Origin of the sequence: Myroides odoratimimus, from assembly GCF_038039805.1 — a bacterium.
In the GTDB taxonomy this organism is placed as follows: Bacteria; Bacteroidota; Bacteroidia; order Flavobacteriales; family Flavobacteriaceae; genus Flavobacterium; species Flavobacterium odoratimimum_B.
Map to the genome: position 1 here is coordinate 1 of NZ_JBBPHK010000017.1, position 17398 is coordinate 17398.

12 protein-coding genes and 1 pseudogene are annotated in these 17398 nt (G+C 33.4%); 8 read left to right on the plus strand and 5 right to left on the minus strand.

Annotated features, from left to right (window positions below; all coding sequences use genetic code 11):
* Window positions 1-404 precede the first annotated feature (404 nt).
* The 5 genes from AABL85_RS12580 to AABL85_RS12600 all read left to right on the plus strand — a co-directional run bounded on the left by AABL85_RS12580 (window position 405) and on the right by AABL85_RS12600 (window position 10824).
* Window positions 405-1760: a hypothetical protein gene (locus tag AABL85_RS12580; protein ID WP_425355295.1), complete on the plus strand. Its 1356-nt coding sequence runs from the start codon at window positions 405-407 to the stop codon at window positions 1758-1760.
* Window positions 1761-1786: 26 nt separating this feature from the next.
* Window positions 1787-4273 (plus strand): hypothetical protein, encoded by a 2487-nt coding sequence (locus AABL85_RS12585; protein WP_341310333.1) that lies wholly within the window; start codon window positions 1787-1789, stop codon window positions 4271-4273.
* A 53-nt stretch (window positions 4274-4326) separates the two neighbouring features.
* The gene (locus tag AABL85_RS12590) at window positions 4327-6894 is read left to right on the plus strand and encodes a hypothetical protein (RefSeq protein ID WP_341310334.1); all 2568 of its coding nucleotides are present in this window, start codon (window positions 4327-4329) and stop codon (window positions 6892-6894) included.
* Between the two features lie 960 nt (window positions 6895-7854).
* Window positions 7855-8784 carry a type IX secretion system membrane protein PorP/SprF gene (locus AABL85_RS12595; RefSeq protein WP_341310335.1) on the plus strand — a complete coding sequence of 310 codons (930 nt, stop codon included), beginning with the start codon at window positions 7855-7857 and terminating at the stop codon, window positions 8782-8784.
* Window positions 8785-8814: 30 nt separating this feature from the next.
* Window positions 8815-10824 (plus strand): OmpA family protein, encoded by a 2010-nt coding sequence (locus AABL85_RS12600; RefSeq protein WP_341310336.1) that lies wholly within the window; start codon window positions 8815-8817, stop codon window positions 10822-10824.
* A 147-nt stretch (window positions 10825-10971) separates the two neighbouring features.
* On the opposite strand, the gene AABL85_RS12605 is transcribed toward AABL85_RS12600, so the two are convergent.
* Window positions 10972-11301: a HipA N-terminal domain-containing protein gene (locus tag AABL85_RS12605; protein WP_326380063.1), complete on the minus strand. Its 330-nt coding sequence runs from the start codon at window positions 11299-11301 to the stop codon at window positions 10972-10974.
* Between the two features lie 2 nt (window positions 11302-11303).
* Window positions 11304-11503 (minus strand): annotated as a pseudogene (locus AABL85_RS12610) (type II toxin-antitoxin system Y4mF family antitoxin).
* A gap of 784 nt (window positions 11504-12287) precedes the next feature.
* On the opposite strand from AABL85_RS12610, the gene AABL85_RS12615 reads away from it, so the two are divergent.
* The 3 genes from AABL85_RS12615 to AABL85_RS12625 all read left to right on the plus strand — a co-directional run bounded on the left by AABL85_RS12615 (window position 12288) and on the right by AABL85_RS12625 (window position 13188).
* Entirely contained in the window at window positions 12288-12575 is a 288-nt protein-coding gene (locus tag AABL85_RS12615) for a hypothetical protein (protein ID WP_341310337.1), read from the plus strand.
* A 156-nt stretch (window positions 12576-12731) separates the two neighbouring features.
* Entirely contained in the window at window positions 12732-12920 is a 189-nt protein-coding gene (locus AABL85_RS12620) for a hypothetical protein (protein WP_006259947.1), read from the plus strand.
* 55 nt (window positions 12921-12975) lie between these two features.
* Window positions 12976-13188 (plus strand): hypothetical protein, encoded by a 213-nt coding sequence (locus AABL85_RS12625; RefSeq protein ID WP_341310338.1) that lies wholly within the window; start codon window positions 12976-12978, stop codon window positions 13186-13188.
* A 66-nt stretch (window positions 13189-13254) separates the two neighbouring features.
* On the opposite strand, the gene AABL85_RS12630 is transcribed toward AABL85_RS12625, so the two are convergent.
* The 3 genes from AABL85_RS12630 to AABL85_RS12640 all read right to left on the minus strand — a co-directional run bounded on the left by AABL85_RS12630 (window position 13255) and on the right by AABL85_RS12640 (window position 17171).
* A complete protein-coding gene (locus AABL85_RS12630) occupies window positions 13255-13842 on the minus strand; it encodes a DUF3347 domain-containing protein (RefSeq protein WP_341310339.1) in 588 nt (195 codons plus the stop codon).
* A 251-nt stretch (window positions 13843-14093) separates the two neighbouring features.
* Window positions 14094-15689: an efflux RND transporter periplasmic adaptor subunit gene (locus AABL85_RS12635; RefSeq protein WP_341310340.1), complete on the minus strand. Its 1596-nt coding sequence runs from the start codon at window positions 15687-15689 to the stop codon at window positions 14094-14096.
* Between the two features lie 3 nt (window positions 15690-15692).
* Complete coding sequence (locus tag AABL85_RS12640; RefSeq protein ID WP_341310341.1) at window positions 15693-17171, minus strand: TolC family protein; 1479 nt, start codon at window positions 17169-17171, stop codon at window positions 15693-15695.
* Window positions 17172-17398 lie beyond the last annotated feature (227 nt).

The following is a 17398-nucleotide window of genomic DNA, read 5'->3' on the forward strand; positions in this document are numbered from 1 at the left end:
AAGGAGGTAAATTCTATGTGACTGTAAAAGATGGAGATACTTACAAAACAGAACAGATCAACATTGAAGAAATTGTTAAGTTATCAGAAACAGAAACAACTCTTATAGCAGAGAAAGACGCTAGTGATAAGTTAACAGGAAAGTATACCTATACTAACGAGAAAAACGTAGTTACTCAGATAGATGTAGTACAGTCAGTTATTGATAATAGCAAAACTATCTTTGAGGATAACTCGGTTATAAAAGAGATCATCAACCAAATCGAGAAAGAGGCAGCTCCAGGTACGGTAACAGTTGTTGAGAAAGATGGTGATTTTATCTTTACTTGGAAAGATACCTCTGGTACAGAGCAAACAAAAGGCCTTGTTGAGCTTATTAAAGAAAACTCTACAGTGGCTAGTTTAGTGTTAAAAGATACTGGAAACACCAATAAAGTTAAAGCTGGTTTTGTTTTTAATAGCGGAGCTAATAATGCAGCTGATGTTGTTTTTGCAGAAACTTTAACTGAATTAGAAAAAGGTTATAGAACACATAATGTAAATGGAGAAGATATTGATCTAAAAGAGTATTACTTTATCGATGAGACAAGAAATAGAGATGATGTTATTATTAAAGTCTCTGAAACAATCATAGATGAGTTTGATAAGCTTGTTAAGTTTGATAAGGTGAAAAATACCTTAAATGAGTTCATTTCTAATGTCTCAGGTGATGTATCAGTGGTTAAGGTTGGAGATGATATTGTTATTAAGGATAATAAATCTAAAGTAGAGGTAAACTTAACTAACGAGATTAAAGATAAGGAGACTAAAACTACCCTAGAGGCTGTTAAGTATGATATGTATGTTTACATGGTAGAGGTTAATGGAGAGTATCTAGAGGAGCATACTGATGTTAAACGAGAAGGAGAAACAGCCTTAAGAGAATACCAAGCCACTAAATATGTTTATACAAATGAGTTAGGAATAGAAAAAGAGATAAAAGGTAGCGAACTTTTTGGCGCAACTGGAAGCGGATCAGGTAGCCTAGAGACTCTTACATCTTTGTCTTTTGATGCGAAGTATGGGGAAGATTTAAATGCAGGACAAGCCGGACGACCAGCTCTTATTTATAAAGATGAAGAAAAGAATATTTCTCCAATTTTCATAGATCAAATGTTCCAATCATCAGAAACATTAACTTCTTTAGAGGCAAAAGCCGATACAAGAGAATTAATTTATATTGATGAGCAGAAAAATAAACACTTTATATCATATGATGTTTTAGTTCAAGAGCCTTGGTATACAGGTCAGGATCAACAAGCAACTAAAAATGATCAAGATATCTATACTATGGGATGGGTAGGAATTGGTTATAAGGAAAAATCAGGTGCTCCAAATGAGAAGCTACGTGTTAATGGTAGTATTACTGCTACTAATAGTTACTATGCGGATTATGTATTTGAAAGCTACTTTGATGGATATTCTAGTTTAAAATATGATTATAAGTTTAATGACCTAAACACGGTTGATAGTTATATTAAATCTAATAGACACTTACCTGGTATTACACCAATTAGTGATTTAGAAAAAACTGAGACAGGATACTCATTTAATGTTTCTGAGTTATCAATTCAACTGCTAGAAAAAACAGAGGAGTTATTCCTACACGTAATTGATCAACAAAAAGAACTAAATGCAAAAGATAGTGAGATTAAGGACCTTAAAAAGGATGTTAATGATCTAACTAAACGCTTAGAGGCTTTAGAGGCATTATTGAAATAATTAAATATTAATCAAATATTATATTGATGAATAGTATAAAAATAAATAAAGTATCTATTAATTCATTTATCTTATTGATTGTAGCTATGTTTTTTAGCATAGCTACATCATTTGCTCAAAATGATTTATATACAACAAAGATAAAAGATGGTAGTGTGGCCAATAGCAGTGCTGCCGCTAGTGAGAATACGGTGCTAGAACTTGAGAGTGTTAGTAAAGGTTTTTTATTACCACGTTTAACCACCTCGCAGCGTAATGCAATTTCAATTGCAGATAAAGAAAGAGGAAACGGACTTACGATCTATAATATTGATACAGATTGTGTTAACTATTGGAGTAAAACAGGAAATAGATGGTTGAGTCTATGTGGATCATTACCTCCTGCAATTATGGATATATCTAATTGTAATGCTATAAAATTAAGCGCTTCTGGAAGTGATATGTTAACTCAAGGTAAATACTTAAGAGAAACAGATGTATTATATATAACTGTTAAGGTAGAAGAACCAGGATCTTTTAATATCAGCGCGGTAAGTAACAATGGTTATTCTTTTTCTAAATCAGGAACCTTTGATACAACAGGTGTGTATACTATTGCTTTAGATGGTCTAGGAACTCCTTTACAGGCTAATGAACAAAGTGGTGATTTAATATCATTTAGTTTTAATGGTAAACCAGCTCCAACAAATTGTATGTTTAGTATTAAAGTGAAGTCTTCAGCCCTTAGTTTTACACTAGAGCCTCAAGATGTACAAGCTAATTGGGATGCTTATATAGGTGTGCCGTTAAATGCAAATGATAATAGAATTGATCTTACAGTTAATGTAACTGCTTTGGGCTTTTGGAGAATTACAAGTAATAGTGAAAATGGAATGTCCTTTAATGGAACAGGAGAGTTTACCAGTACAGGAAGCCAAACAATCTCTGTTGTAGGGCAAGGAATTCCTTTAAAATCAACACCAATAAGCAATCCAAGTATATTTAATTTTACTACAAATTCAAGTGCTAATAACGCACCTACAAATGTTAAGGCTAGAGTTAATGTAAAACCAGTATCTTATAATTATCTATGTGATGACCCAAATAATAAAGTAGAGTTTAGAGGTGAGTACAAACAAGATGTTAAGCTTGGAAGAAATAACGCTATTTTATTGCCTGTTACAGTTTTAGCTCCTGGAACTACCACTATTGAGCTTATTGGAACAATGCACGCAAGTAGTGGAAATACGCAGGTTAAATACACAGCTAAAGACGTATATCTTAGTTTTAATAAATCTCGTAACGATATTCAATACGTAACTTTATATCCAGAAGAAGTATTAGTACCTAGAGGGGTTAGTACAATAACTTTTGATTCAGCTTTAAATAGTAGTATTTGTACTACTTTCCCTGAGATAAAGGTAAAAGAACAAGTGGTTCGCTATAGTGTGGAGTGTAGTAGTGTTGTTGTTAATGGAAATTATTTAGTTGATACAGATATCAGCAAAAATAGTATTTCATTAAAAATAAGTGTTGATTATCCAGGGGATTATTCCATTGTAACAAACCAATTAAACGATGTGAGTTTCTCGGCAAGTGGAACTTTTGATAAACCAGGACAGTATGTGGTAGAGTTAAAGCCTTCAGGAAATTATAAACAATCAGGACGTTTAACCTATATGATTACAACAGATAGTCAATCTGGAAGCACAGTATGTTCAACAACTGTTAATGTAATAGATAGAGATATAGTTATATTAACCTTAGGAAACGTAAACTATGGAGCTAGTCCATCAGGAAACACCTATGCGGGAAGTGCTATTTTAAAGAGTATTAAAAACTTCGGACCAAACGGGATTGTTAAGGTAAATAATATAAGAGTGTTAACCACTGGTCTTCAAGGAGAATCTCTACGTAGTTATATTATCAATAATAAAGTAGATATTATCCATAATGTGATTGGTTATAATGCTAATCAAGCTACTTTAAATGTTTTTGATTGGTTTGTGAAAACTGAAAAAGGAGTACTGATTATTAGTGATGAAAACACTGCTCATACCTCTAGTAAACAGTTTATGGAATCTCTAACAGGACAGAGTATTGGTAATGCAAGTGGTAGATTTACAATGATTAATCCTGTTTTAGACTCAGCTCAAGATGAAGCTATTGTAAAAGGACCTTTTGGTAGTTTAAAAGATAAGTACATTGGTAATGACGCGTCTAATGGATGGTATTTTGATGGAGTTAGATCAAATACTCAACTTACCCCACTTATTGTTAGAAATGATGGATCAGGTGATACATGGGGATTAAAACATAAAACTTTAGGTTTTGCTTTCTTCGGAGATGGAGGATGGGTAGTTGGTACTATGACAAATACTAGTACAAATGTTTGGCCATCTAGATACACAGCAGATGGAACACCTATTGGTAAGCCTTACGATAAAGGGTCAACAGTGTATAACAGTGTTCTTTATGCAAATCTAATGGCATGGGCGATAGAATATGTAAAAGAAAATAAATCAGTGAAGTAATTAAGAATTAGGCTAGAGCATTTGTGCTCTAGCTTATTTTTAAAAAAATGCTTATGAGAAAAAATAGAAAATTTAAAGATATAATCCTGTTTTTTTGTTTAGTTATTTTAAGTGTATTTACATCTATAAATGTACAAGGACAAAGAAAAGGAGCTCAAATTTCAGATAGTTCTGTTTTACAGAATACTCTAGATCCATTATCATTTAGTATACTGGATTTAAGTTCTGTAGAACGTGGTTTTCTTCTGCCTCGTATGACAATGGAACAACGTCAGGCAATACCTGTGAAGAATTTACAACCAGGACTGATGATTTATAATACAACAAGGGATTGTATGGAGTTTTTTAGCGCAACAAGAAAGCAGTGGCTAGGACTTTGTGGAGATGGAGAACCAGCCGAGTTTGTAATTACAGATGCAAGTTGTGGTAAGATTCGAATTGAAGGAAACTATAACGAAGGAGTGTTTTTACAATCACGTGCTAACTTAATTGTTATGGAAGTAAATGTTTCTACTCCTGGAACTTATCAAATAGAGGCAGAGGCATATAATGGAACAGAAAAAAATGGTTATGCTTTTTCCTCAAGCGGTATTTTTCCTTCACCAGGAACATACAATATTGTTTTAAGAGCAACAGGAACTCCTAAAAAAGGTTATTCAAGAGATAATACAGGTAAACCTACAAGTGTAGGAGATATAATTAAGTTTAAATTCAATGGTAAAGATATAGATTGTCAAACAAATATTTTTGTAGAGAAAGAATCTTTACAATATCAGATAGATAGAGTTGTACCATCTGGGGAGTTTTACACAGGTGTGAGTTTAAAAGACAAGCGTAGTGGTTTTTTAGATGTACATATTAATCAAATTACAATGGGAGGAATCGTAGAGATTCATACTCCAGAGATTAATGGTATTCGCTTTATAGGAAAACGCACTTTAACCAGCGCGGAGGTAGCTTCTAAACAGGCTATAATTAGGCTCTCAGGTGAAGGAATCCCTTTATTGCCTCGTACAACCCCTATGGACTTTATTAGTAATTCTTATGTTAGGTTAGAACTAGGGGAGTCACCTAAGGTAAAAGTGACAAATGTAGATATAGAAAGATTAAACTTTGATGTGCTTTGTGATAATACAGGTCAATACAAAATTAGTCATCAGGGAGAGTTTGAGTATAATGAGCCTTTGACAAATGATCATAAATTGAATGTACCAGTTAAGGTATTAGCCCCTGGAAGAGGTAAACTTGTAGCTACAGTAGATGTTACAGGTAGCGGTTTTGGACAACAAACCCAAAAGATTGAGTTTAGTTCAGAGGTGGTTGATTTTGAGTTTAATTCTCTAAGGGATGATGTACAAAATGTAGTGCTAACTCCTGTTAATGGAACTGGTAAGCCAACTGTATCTAATAAAGATATAACCTTTAAATTTAAGATGCTATCAAAAGGAGCTCATGAGTATGATACTACTTACCCAATAGAGAATAATGATAGAGATATTGTGGGATGTGAGTATAATGTGCCTGTAACAGGAGCTCCAGTGCAGTATGAAATACTATGGAATAATATTCAAATAGGAGGCAAACTCAGACCTTACTCAGTGGCAACTAATGCTAATTATATAGATGTACCAGTGAAGGTTATCTTCCCAGGTGAAGCTGTTATAGAGTCTGATGTTCAGGTAAATGGAGTAAGTTATAAAGGAACAAAAGTATTAACAGATAATGATATTAATACAAATGGAGGTGTAACAACTATTCGATTACAAGCCACTGGTAGACCAGAGAAGGCCGATCAATCTGTATTTACTTTAAAAGGAAACAGTATTGGAAATAATCCTCAAGTAGGACCTGTTACGGTACCTATTTTGTATAGACCAATGGTTTTATTATCCTCTGGAAATACTTCAGGATATCGTGTAGATGCAGGAATAAAAGGTGGATTGTTAAACAATAAGGATTATTTTGGTCCTAATGGACTTGTTAAAATAGAAAGCTTAATTGTTGTTTCAGGAAGTCATACATCAGCTTCAGCTTTTTCAACTGCTTTAACAAATAGTAAAGTAGATATAGTTATAGGAACACTAAACTTTGGATTTGATAATACTAAAAATAATGTTCTTTATGATTTCTTAGTTAATCAAAAAGGAGCAGCAATGATTAATAATGAAGTAAATGAGTCATATGCAGCAGCATTTATAAATTTATTAGCAGGTGGAGGAAGTGCAACTATTTCAGGACAAAGTACATTCCATACTTTAGTAAGTATTAATGATCCGCTTCTTGTGGGGCCATTTGGAGACTTAAGAGGCTTAACCCTTGGGGAGGATGTAGCAGGTAGAACAGTTAATAATTTACCGTCTTCTTATATTACCTACGATGCAGATCCAAACAAACGTTGGGTTATAAGACACAATAAGTATAATTTTGTTTATACAGGAGATAGTGGGTTTATGCAACCAGGTAATGTTTATGGAGTTAGTGGTAATTCTACTAAAGCAACTGTAACAACAGGTAGAGGATCTGCAGGAAATGGTAGTCTTCCAACTTATAATAGTCACTTTACAATGAACTTCTTGGCCTATGCAATTGATCAGATTCAAAGAGATAGACCAAATGAGTAAAAAAAGAAAAGAAAGCTAAAAATAGCGCTTCTTAGATAAATGAGGTAAAATAGGAATTAATGTGTTCTTATTTTACCTCTTTTTTTTGGGTTTATAAAATTTAAATAAGAATCAGGTAAAGCAAAATTAATGAGTCTTAGGTTAGTTAAAACTTTATTTTTATTGACTAATTAGGGGGGATAGTATTTAATAAATTAAATGAAGAAAAATCGTGTATATACTTGTGATATATCTACTATGTTTTAAGCTAAGAAATCAAATAATTCTCCCTTTGATTCTAAGGGTAATTATTTTAAGTATAAAGCTAATTATCACCAGAGAAAGTAAAATAAACACAAAGGAAAGTACCATAAGAAGTATCACAAATACAATCAGGATTATTTTGGCTAAATAAGGCCATAGTGTAGGATTACCTGGATTAGAGGTGATCTTTTTTTGTTAAAAGATTCCAAGTTTACGGCTTTTTTTTTACCTATAAAATCTTATGTAAAAAGTTGTAATACGACGAAAAACCTCTTGTATTGACAAGAAGCTTAGAATATTTATTAAAAACTGGATAAGAATACTTTAAAAAGTTGTACATAAGGTTAATTTATGCAAATTGTGATATTCGTTTTTTTAAGCAGGTGATTTTTATATGGATATTGTCTTGTGTGATTAAGTGTTTTTGTATATGTGATTTTTGGTGATTAATTGAAAAAATCTGCAACTAGGGATTGTTTTAAGATTGTTGTAATTTTTTTTTAGTTTTTCTTTTTTTTCGGTATTTAATAGGGTTTTATTCAATAATGATTGGTTAATTGTTTGTTTTACAGGCTTTTTGTTATTTTGTTTTAAGAAATAGAATTGGTAATTAATGAGAATAATAGTAATCCATTTTGTTTTTTAACATTTAAAAATATGGATTGGGTATGTTCTTTGTTAAAGCCTATTTACTAGTAATAAATAACAAAAAAGGTTATGAAAATAAAGGTAGATATTAAAAAGATAGGAGTGAGTTTACTGACTTTAGGATGTTTTACAACTATGCAAGCTCAACAAGACCCTCAATTTACACAATATATGTATAATACCTCAAACATCAACCCTGGGTACTCAGGTACTCGTGGAGTACTTAATGTTTTTGGTATGTATAGAGCACAATGGGTAGGGCTTGATGGATCTCCTCAAACAGCAAATATATCCATAGATACTCCAATTGGGAAAAATGGACTCTCAGGAGGTATTAACTATACTAATGATAGAATTGGAGCTATGTCAGAGAATAACTTTTCTGTAAACCTAGCCTATGCGGTAGATTTAAATGACCAGTACAAATTATCATTTGGTTTAAAAGCAACAGCAAATCTTTTAAATTTTGATAAAGACAAGCTTGATATATATGATCCAAGTGATGTTTCTTTTGTTGATGTTAATAATAAATTTAGTCCAAACATTGGAGCAGGATTGTACCTATATTCAGAGAAGTCTTATCTGGGGGTGTCTGTGCCTAATTTTATGACTACAGATAGAACAGAGAATGAGGGGCAAAAATTAATGCGTCAAAAAATGAACTTTTATCTTATGGGAGGATATGTTTTTGAACTTAATCCAAGTTTAAAATTCAAACCTGCTTTCTTGGCTAAATCTGTTTCTGGCGCTCCTATGCAGGTTGATTTAACAGCAAACTTCTTGATTATTGATAAATTCACACTAGGGGCATCTTATCGTTGGGATGCTTCTGTAAGCGCTCTGGCTGGATTCCAAATAAATGAAGGATTGTTTATAGGATATTCTTATGATGCTGATACTACTAAATTAGCTAGATACAATTCTGGATCACATGAGGTGTTTCTAAGATTTGATATTTTCAATAAATACAATAGAGTAACCACAGCTCGTTTCTTCTAAAAAAGCTATAAATATAATATAAGAAAAAGAATGAAAAAGATTTACAAAACAGGGTTTATAATGTGTTTAAGCTTGTTTTCTTTGACCAATTTTGCCCAAAACAGTTATGTTAAAAAGGCAAATAAGCAAATACAGAAAATGGCTTATGCCGAGGCAATTACTACTTATGAAAAAGCAATAGCAAAAGGTAAGCAAGCAGATGATATACTTTTTAATTTAGCCAAGGCTTATTATGAGAATGGTATGTACTTGCAGGCAAATCACTGGTATAAAAAATTGTTTGAAAACGTAAGTCAGGCTAGTGATATAAAAGATATAGAGGCTTACTATAGATACATTCAAACAATTAGAACAACAGGTGATTATTTTTTAGCAAACTCAAAGATGGAGCTATTTGCCGAGAAGGCCCCTGGAGATTCTAGAGTAAAAAAGTATTTGAGTAATCCTAACTACTTAGAACAGGTTAATACCAATAGAGATGGGTATAGGGTAAAGCAACTAAATAGCGTAAACACCCCAGGATCTGAGTATGGCTCTGCATTATATAAAGGAGAAATTGTTTATGCTTCATCGGCTAAAAAAGGTAAACAAAAAGGTATTCACTCTTGGACCAATGATCCTTATACTAAGCTTTATTCTGCTTCGGTAAGAATTGATGGGTATATTGGCAAGGCGAAACCTTTTGCTAGAAAACTAGAAGGGAATTATAATGAGGCTAATGCTATTTTCTCAGCCGATAGTAGAACCATGTATTTTTCTAGTAATAATCGAACAGATAAAAACGTGAGATACTCAGATAAAGCTTTACTAGTTAATCTATATAGAGCCTATAGCTTTGGACCAGGAAAATGGGGAGATGTAGAGAAATTAAGTATTAATGTAGAACATGCCAATACAGCTTCTCCTGCTTTATCACCTGATCAAGATTGGATTTATTTCTCATCAGATAGACCCGGAGGATACGGTCAGTCAGATTTATATAGGGCTAAAGTATTTAGAGATGGATCTATTGGAACTCCAGAGAATTTAGGAGATAAAATAAATACAGAAGCTAGAGAGAGTTTTCCTTTTGTGAGTTCTGATAATGTATTATACTTCGCCTCGGATGGTCATCCTGGATTAGGAGGGCTTGATCTTTATGGAGTACAGATTTATCAGGATGGAAGCTTTGGAGAGGTAGTTAATTTAGGGAACTCAATTAATAGCCCTTATGATGATTTTGCTATGTATTTAGATCCTGATGCTAAGTTTGGGTTTATTACCTCTAACAGGCCCAATGGAAGTGGTAAAGATGACTTGTATTATGTGAGAATGAAATTAGGAACTGAGCTTAATATCTCTCAAGATATCACAGGAAAGATCATTGATCAAAAAACTAAGCAACCAATTCTAGATGCTTTTGTGTTTTTATATGACAGTAAACATAGAATGATAGAGCAAATAGAGGTTGACAAGCGTGGTGAATATGTTTTTAAAGACGTAAAAATAAACAGAGATTACTATGTGTCGGTAAAAGCAACTGGCTATGTATCGGAAGAAAAATCAGTAGAAGATGTTACATTAACAGATGTGAAGGTTGTGAATTTTCAGCTTTTAAAAGATACAACTCTGGATATTGATTACCATAACAATTCTGGTGAAGCACAATCCTATAAAGAGATACAAAAAGGAGAAGATTTAGGTAAACGTTTAGCACTTGCACCAATTTATTTTGATCATGATAGCGCTATAATTAGAACTGATGCTCAGTTTGAGCTTGCTAAAGTAGTTATGATGATGAAAAATAATCCAACTATGAAAATACAGGTTCGTTCACATACAGATAGCAAAGGGTCTGATGCTTATAATATGGGATTATCAGAACGCCGAGCTCAAACAACAGTTGATTGGTTAATCTATCAAGGTATTAATCCTTCTAGGTTAAGCGCTAAAGGCTATGGTGAGACTAATATTATTAATCATTGTCAGAATAATGTTCCTTGTTTAGAAAAAGAACATCAACAAAACAGACGTAGCGAGTTTATTATCATGGAGTTATAATATGTAGTCATTATAAAATAATATGTAGTAGAGCTACCTTCTTATAAAAAGAAGGTAGCTCTTTTTTTATAGGAGATTTTTCTTTGTCTTTTGAAGTGTTTTTTATAGAAAAGAAGTTGAAAATAGATAGAGATTTATAATGTACAATTATTCATGATTTTCCGCCTCCATCGGATAAACTGAGACAGCTCCAATAGTGTCTCTACATAAGTTGATTAATAATTCAGATCGGTCACGTGGATTAAGCTTCCAATGTTTTTCTCCGATGTCTAGTAACCAACCTTCAGGAATTAACCCATCGAAAAAAGGAAAAAGTACATTACTATGATAAGTTTCTTCAGATAAGGGTAAACTAATTGGCTTAGGATTAGTTGTTTTTAGATAATCCTTTTCATAGTAAAACGAGTAACCATTATCTGTTTCAAGAAGATAACCAGCTAATTGATCTTGAAAATATATTTTCGCTTGTCTTACCATTATTATCTAGTTTTATCAATTACACCTACTTCTTTACCAAATAGAGCTAGTACATCGTTTACTTTGTCTAAACGAAGTGTTTTTTACCTTGTTCTAAATCACGTACAAAACGCAGTCCTACACCAGCATTTAATGCTAAATCCTCTTGTGTTAGCTTTAATTCTTTTCGTTTTTGCTTTACAAATAATTGTATTGAATCCATATCTATACCTTTTCAGGTATAAGGTATACATAAAAATATTATATAATACCTCTTCGGGTATAGTTTGTACTTAATTTATTTTTTTATACCTGATAGGTGTTATTTTATGAGTTAAATAGAAAGTGTTTTTAGTTGGAAAGTTCTTAAAGAATAAGCTTCTATTTATATGTTTTTTCCTCTGATAAGTTTAAGTCAAAGATTCTATTTTTTCATTCTTGATTAGAAAGAGGTCAAAAATAGTATTGGTACAAACAACGCACTACTTCTATAAGTGCTTCTGCTGGTCTATGGAAAAAGAGTCCTTTCTCTGTTGACATACTATTTCAAACAGAGATACGCAACCTAAAAACAAAAGAATAAAAAACGATTAACCTTTATGAATTAACAAGTTATAACTATTTGCCAGAAGTAAAGTTTAATTATGTATTGTCTAGAAAATGGCAAGCTCAATTACAGCTCTCTGCTTAATTGACTACTTTAAAAGAAAAAGAAAATAGATATAGTTATAATAGGGTAAACGATGATTTTTCTGGTGTTTATGATTATGTTAAAAAAGGAGAGATAAAAACCCTATGTACTAGATGAGAATCAATATAGAATTGAGGTGAGTATTACTTATAGACATAGTCAGTTTTGGTTATACAGTTTAGGGGGGAGTTACCAAAAAGACAGCTATGATGAGTATTATAAGTAGACACTTTTTAAATCTCAACTTGATAAAAAAACTCCAAAGGCTGAAGCTAAGGTACTTTATCAAAAACAAAAATATCAAGTAGGAGTAGGAGTGAGTTTTGAAGCTCAGAAATCACAAAAAGCTTTTACACAAGAAGACACTACTTTTCAAAGTTTGTATCAAGAGATTTACCTTCCTGCTTTTAGATATCGAACGATGGATAAAAATTATTTGACGCTAGAGCTAGATTATATTTACAGTCTAAAAGAGAGACAGCAGATAGGAGCTAGATTTACTTTAGGTAAACTATGGGCAGATAAAAGTGAGTTAATACTAAATGACCAGGCTTATAAAGTTAGAGCTCATCAAGTTTATATGAGTTTATATTTTCAGTTTTAGTGCGTATAACAATAATTAGATTTTTATAAGTATCTTGCTATCAGTCACTTTTTTCTATAGATATGTAAAACTGTAAGGACGAGTCATTTATAGGATATACCTTTGTCGTTCCTAAGGAAACAAAGGAAGTAGTATTAATAATAAAAAAAATATGAAATGAAAAGAATTGTTCTATTACTAATGATGGCATCTATGGCACTAGCTTGCTCTTCTGATAATAATGAGGTAAATGAGAGTGAAATAGTTGATGGAATTTCTACCTCAACTAAGATTCAAACACCAAAATGGCTTCAAGGAAATTGGAGGATAAGTGGGGGGGACTTCACCATTTGTTCCTGGTTTTAGTATTTCTTTAAATGAGTTATGTTTCATTTCTCTAACAACAGAATGTTTTCAAGAGATGATTAATCAGGCTTATCAAGTGAATCCTGATGTAGTCAAAGTAGAACAAGAATATAGAGAAGGATTACAACAAGGGTATAGAGAAGGGTATTATCGTCTAGCTATTTACCTTAATAATACTACAACAGAATTTATATTTACTGAAAAAAGTAATAGTGAGGTTAGATATACAATGGGAAATGTAAAAGGTACCTTATTTAAAGTCTTATGAATAATATTCCAATAAAAACAGAAAGGCTGTCCAATCGGACAGCCTTTCTATTTTTTAGTTATAAAACTATTTAGTTTCAAATGTGATTTTGTTTTGATTAGCACCACATTTAAGCATTGAAGAACCGTATAATGGGTTAGAAAGGTCTTCTACATCACTTAGCCATTGACCACCTTCACCGTTGTTGTACATTGGGCAGTATTGTTCAAATACTACTCTGTCTGTTCCTACCGTATTGATTAGTTTTACTAAATCTTCTGTTAGGTCTTCGAATTCTTCTCTTTGTACTTTGATGTCTGCTACGTCAATCTTAGTAGCTGTTTCTACTAATTCTTTCACTAGTTCTTTTGCCTTAGCATCTTCTGTTACTACTGCATTAAGATTAGTTACTAATGTTTTACTAGCCGTAGCAGCTTCTGCTTGATTGTCTTCTTGAAGTGCTTTTTTAACTAAGAAATAAGCATCAAGAGTAGATTGTAATACATTAGATTCGTTTACTGTTGTTACTTTTTCAGCAGCGCTAGCTGTAGTGTGATCATCGTGATCATGTCCTGTGTGCTCTTCTGTCGTAGGAGCTGTTGTTTCTTGTTTTTTGTCATTACATGCAGTAAGTGTGAAAGCTAATACTGCAAAACTTAAGATTACTTTTTTCATTTGATTGTTATTTGATATTTGTTCTTTTTATTTCAAGTCACAGATTATAAATCTGCGACAACATCTTTTTTGTCAAGTAAAGTTAGAAAAAAGAAGGTAGAGTAGGTCTACATTCTTTTTTCTGTTTTTTGTATGTTGTTATAGACATGTATATACATTTTGGACAAACCACATCACATTATCTAAGTATCTAATACCTTAAAAGGCACCCATTCCTAATTCTTAACTCTTAATTTGAGCGAAGCGACTTACTATCTTTCGAATTGGCAACAGCTGTGTAAGGCTTTATAATCTGCATCTGTAGCTTTGTCTAGTTCTGTATCATGTCCTACCTTGGCTACAGCTTTAGATATAGCTGCTTTAGAAGTTAGTTTTTTATCAAAGTTAAGGTGTAGTACCTTTTCCTTTACATCCCAAGAAGCAGTAGATACCCCTTTTACTTTTTTAGCAGCTGTTTCTATTCTCTCTTTACACAGGTCACAGTTTCCTTTTACTTTAAGCATAGCATGTTCTAGATTAGCACTTGCTGTAGTGCTGTGATCATTACCATGATTAGCATGACCTTCATGTCCTGTAGCAGCAGGAGCATTATCATTGTTCATCATACTGCGTTTTCCTTCTAACTGCGCACTAGCATCAACGGTAAATACTCCATTAGTTACGATTTCTTCTCCGTTTTCTAATCCTGACATCACTACGTAGTTTTCTCCTAGGGAAGGACCTAATACGATTTCTCTTAGCTTGAAGGCAGGAGTAGCAGTATTCGGTTGTTTTACATAGATTACAGAGCGTTTACCAGTCCATAGTACAGAAGATTTAGGAATGACCATTTCTTTATTGTACTGTTTTAAAGGAGCTGATATTTTTGCACTCGCGTACATCTCAGGTTTAAGGTTATTATTTCTATTATCTGTTTCTACTCTTACTTTAGCTGTTCTAGAAGTAGCGTCTATAATAGGGTTGATAAAAGCAATTTTTCCTTTAAATACTTCTCCTGGCAAACTCTGTAATGTATATTCTAATACATCTCCTTCTTTGATAAATGGAAGGTCATTCTCATAGGCATCAAATACAGCCCACAGTTTAGATAAATTAGAAATATTATACAGCACAGTTCCTTGACTGATATAATCACCTTGGTTAACATTTTTTGCCACGACAATACCACTTGTATTTGCGTGTACAGATACATAAGGAGAAACATTCCCTGTGCTCAAGACTTTGCTTATTTGAGCTTCAGACATCTTCCAAATGCGCAATTTCTCTTTAGCTGCGTCTAATAATAAGGGCTGTAAGTCTTTTAACTTAGCTGCTTCTAATAACTCTTGTTGAGCGGTTAGTAGATCAGGAGAATAGATAGTAGCGATTAGTTGTCCTTGTTTTACAGCTTCTCCTGTAAAGTTAACATACAATTTCTCAATACGACCATTGACATGAGAAGTTTGAGATTGTTGTAATCGCTCATCTACTTGTATGGTTCCATAGAGTTGAATGTCTTTTACAGCATCTTGATGTCCTACCATAGTAGTCTGTATATTAGCAAGTGCTACTGCTTCTTTAGACATCTGGATTGCTTCATCGTCTATTGCATCATCACCACCATCAGAAGATTTAAGCGGAATTAAGTCCATAGCACATAAAGGACATTTCCCTGGTTTATCCATTTTGATTTGAGGGTGCATAGAACAAGTCCATACTGTATTTCCCTCTTCTGTAGTAGCTGGTTCTCCATTGTGCTGATGCGATCCTGCACCACCAAAGACCATCCATCCTAATAATAACCCTACAAGTAATATTGCACTATAACGTACAATATTGTTTTTGAATATATTTCTTATTTTGTCCATTGCCTAAATATTTTGTGTGTTGTCACGTACTGCTAATAATTTCTTGATAGAAGCTACCATGGTATTGTAGTTAGCAATTGCTTCTGCTTTTTTTAATTGGTAATCTAATAATTGACGTTGTACTTGTATTACATTGGTTAAATCACTCTTACCTGTTACAAATTCTTTGATAATAAGGTTGTAAGTCGTCTCAGCTAATGTAGTTTGCTTTTCATACAAGGTGACAATTCGTTCGGCATCATCTAATTGACTTTTGTATCCATAATACTCACTTTTTAAAGTATTGTAAGTGTCTTCGAACTTCTGATCACTAGACTTCCACCATAGTTTACCTTCTTCTTGTTGAGCTTTATACTTTTTGCGGAAGATAGGAAGGCTAACAGTTACCATCGGCATAATCATATCTTTCCCATTCATATCTCCCATAGCCAGCATTTTATCATTAGTCTTTCCGATAACCATATACTGCAATCCAAGCCCTATCATAGGGTAGCTCATTTTCTTGTCCATTTCTGCTTTTGCTTTATAGGCAAGACCTTCTTCTGTGATCATTGAAAGCATAGGATTATTAGCCTCTATGGCAAGAAGAGCATCTTGCTCTCCATAGATAAAGGAAGTTTTCTCTATTTCACCTAATACTACTTCATGGTTTGCTTCTCTGTTTAAAAGAGCATTGAATTTTGCTTTCTCTGCTTTTAATTGAGAGTGTAAGCTTTCAATATTATTCTCTATCTCTATAAGCTCTAATCCGATACGCAATACATCGGACATTCCTGAGGCGCTACTGCTACCCATTTCGCTCATACCTACACCAGATCCCATAGAAGAAGACATTGCTGGTGCGCTACTAGCAGTAGCGCCACCACCCATACTCATTCCCCCCATACCTGCTGATGTAGAAGCGGATGGAGTAGAGGCAGTCTTAGTGCTTACTTGTGGAGTTGCACTTGGTTTTGCTGTATTTGAAGGAGCAGAGAACTTTCTAAGAGCTAATTGTTCTAATTGTTGTAAGAGTTTTTTGTTCTCTTCATTATTTCTTAATTGTTCGTTTAGCTTCTGCATGGCATACCACTGGGTATGTACTTGTAAAGTAATATTATCAACCACTTCTTTGTACTGCTCATTTTGCATATTAGCCATGTGACCAGCTTCTATACGGGCAGTCTTACGGGTACCAAACCAAGGAAGCATTTGCATGATACTTACATTACCAATAGAGCGTCCACCGACAATATCCATAGGCTCTGTATAGAAGTCCATAGATAGTTCTGGATCCTGAAAAGCACCTGCTTGTGGAATCTTTTGTAAAAAGGCTTCATGAGCAAATTTCTGTGCTTTAATCCCTGGGTTATTCTCTATAGCTACATTGAGATAGCTTGATAGAGAGTCTTTAGGTTGCTGCTGCGCTACAGCCGTAGCAGTGAAGCTAGTCACTGCTAAGAAGGCCGAAGCTAAATATATATACGTTTTATTTTTGTTCATTGTTTTTTTTAGTTTACGGTTTACGGTTTACAGTTCACAGTTTATGTCGTCACGGATTGGAAATCCACACCATCATACTTCGTTTAAGTTGCCCAAAGTCGGGAGACTTTGCGCAGCGAGTATAGTCACAGATTGCAAATCCACATAATCATACTTCGTTTAAGTTGCTCAAAGTCGGAAGACTTTGCGCAGCGAGTTATGTCCTGAATGTGACACGCATAATAATG

Bases quoted from the DNA above. Each gene is read 5' to 3' on its own strand.
- AABL85_RS12585 (WP_341310333.1), top strand. From the start codon at position 1,787: ATGAATAGTATAAAAATAAATAAAGTATCTATTAATTCATTTATCTTA.
- AABL85_RS12590 (WP_341310334.1), top strand. From the start codon at position 4,327: ATGAGAAAAAATAGAAAATTTAAAGATATAATCCTGTTTTTTTGTTTA.
- AABL85_RS12595 (WP_341310335.1), top strand. From the start codon at position 7,855: ATGAAAATAAAGGTAGATATTAAAAAGATAGGAGTGAGTTTACTGACT.
- AABL85_RS12600 (WP_341310336.1), top strand. From the start codon at position 8,815: ATGAAAAAGATTTACAAAACAGGGTTTATAATGTGTTTAAGCTTGTTT.
- AABL85_RS12605 (WP_326380063.1), bottom strand. From the start codon at position 11,301: ATGGTAAGACAAGCGAAAATATATTTTCAAGATCAATTAGCTGGTTAT.
- AABL85_RS12620 (WP_006259947.1), top strand. From the start codon at position 12,732: ATGAAAAGAATTGTTCTATTACTAATGATGGCATCTATGGCACTAGCT.
- AABL85_RS12625 (WP_341310338.1), top strand. From the start codon at position 12,976: ATGATTAATCAGGCTTATCAAGTGAATCCTGATGTAGTCAAAGTAGAA.
- AABL85_RS12630 (WP_341310339.1), bottom strand. From the start codon at position 13,842: ATGAAAAAAGTAATCTTAAGTTTTGCAGTATTAGCTTTCACACTTACT.
- AABL85_RS12635 (WP_341310340.1), bottom strand. From the start codon at position 15,689: ATGGACAAAATAAGAAATATATTCAAAAACAATATTGTACGTTATAGT.
- AABL85_RS12640 (WP_341310341.1), bottom strand. From the start codon at position 17,171: ATGAACAAAAATAAAACGTATATATATTTAGCTTCGGCCTTCTTAGCA.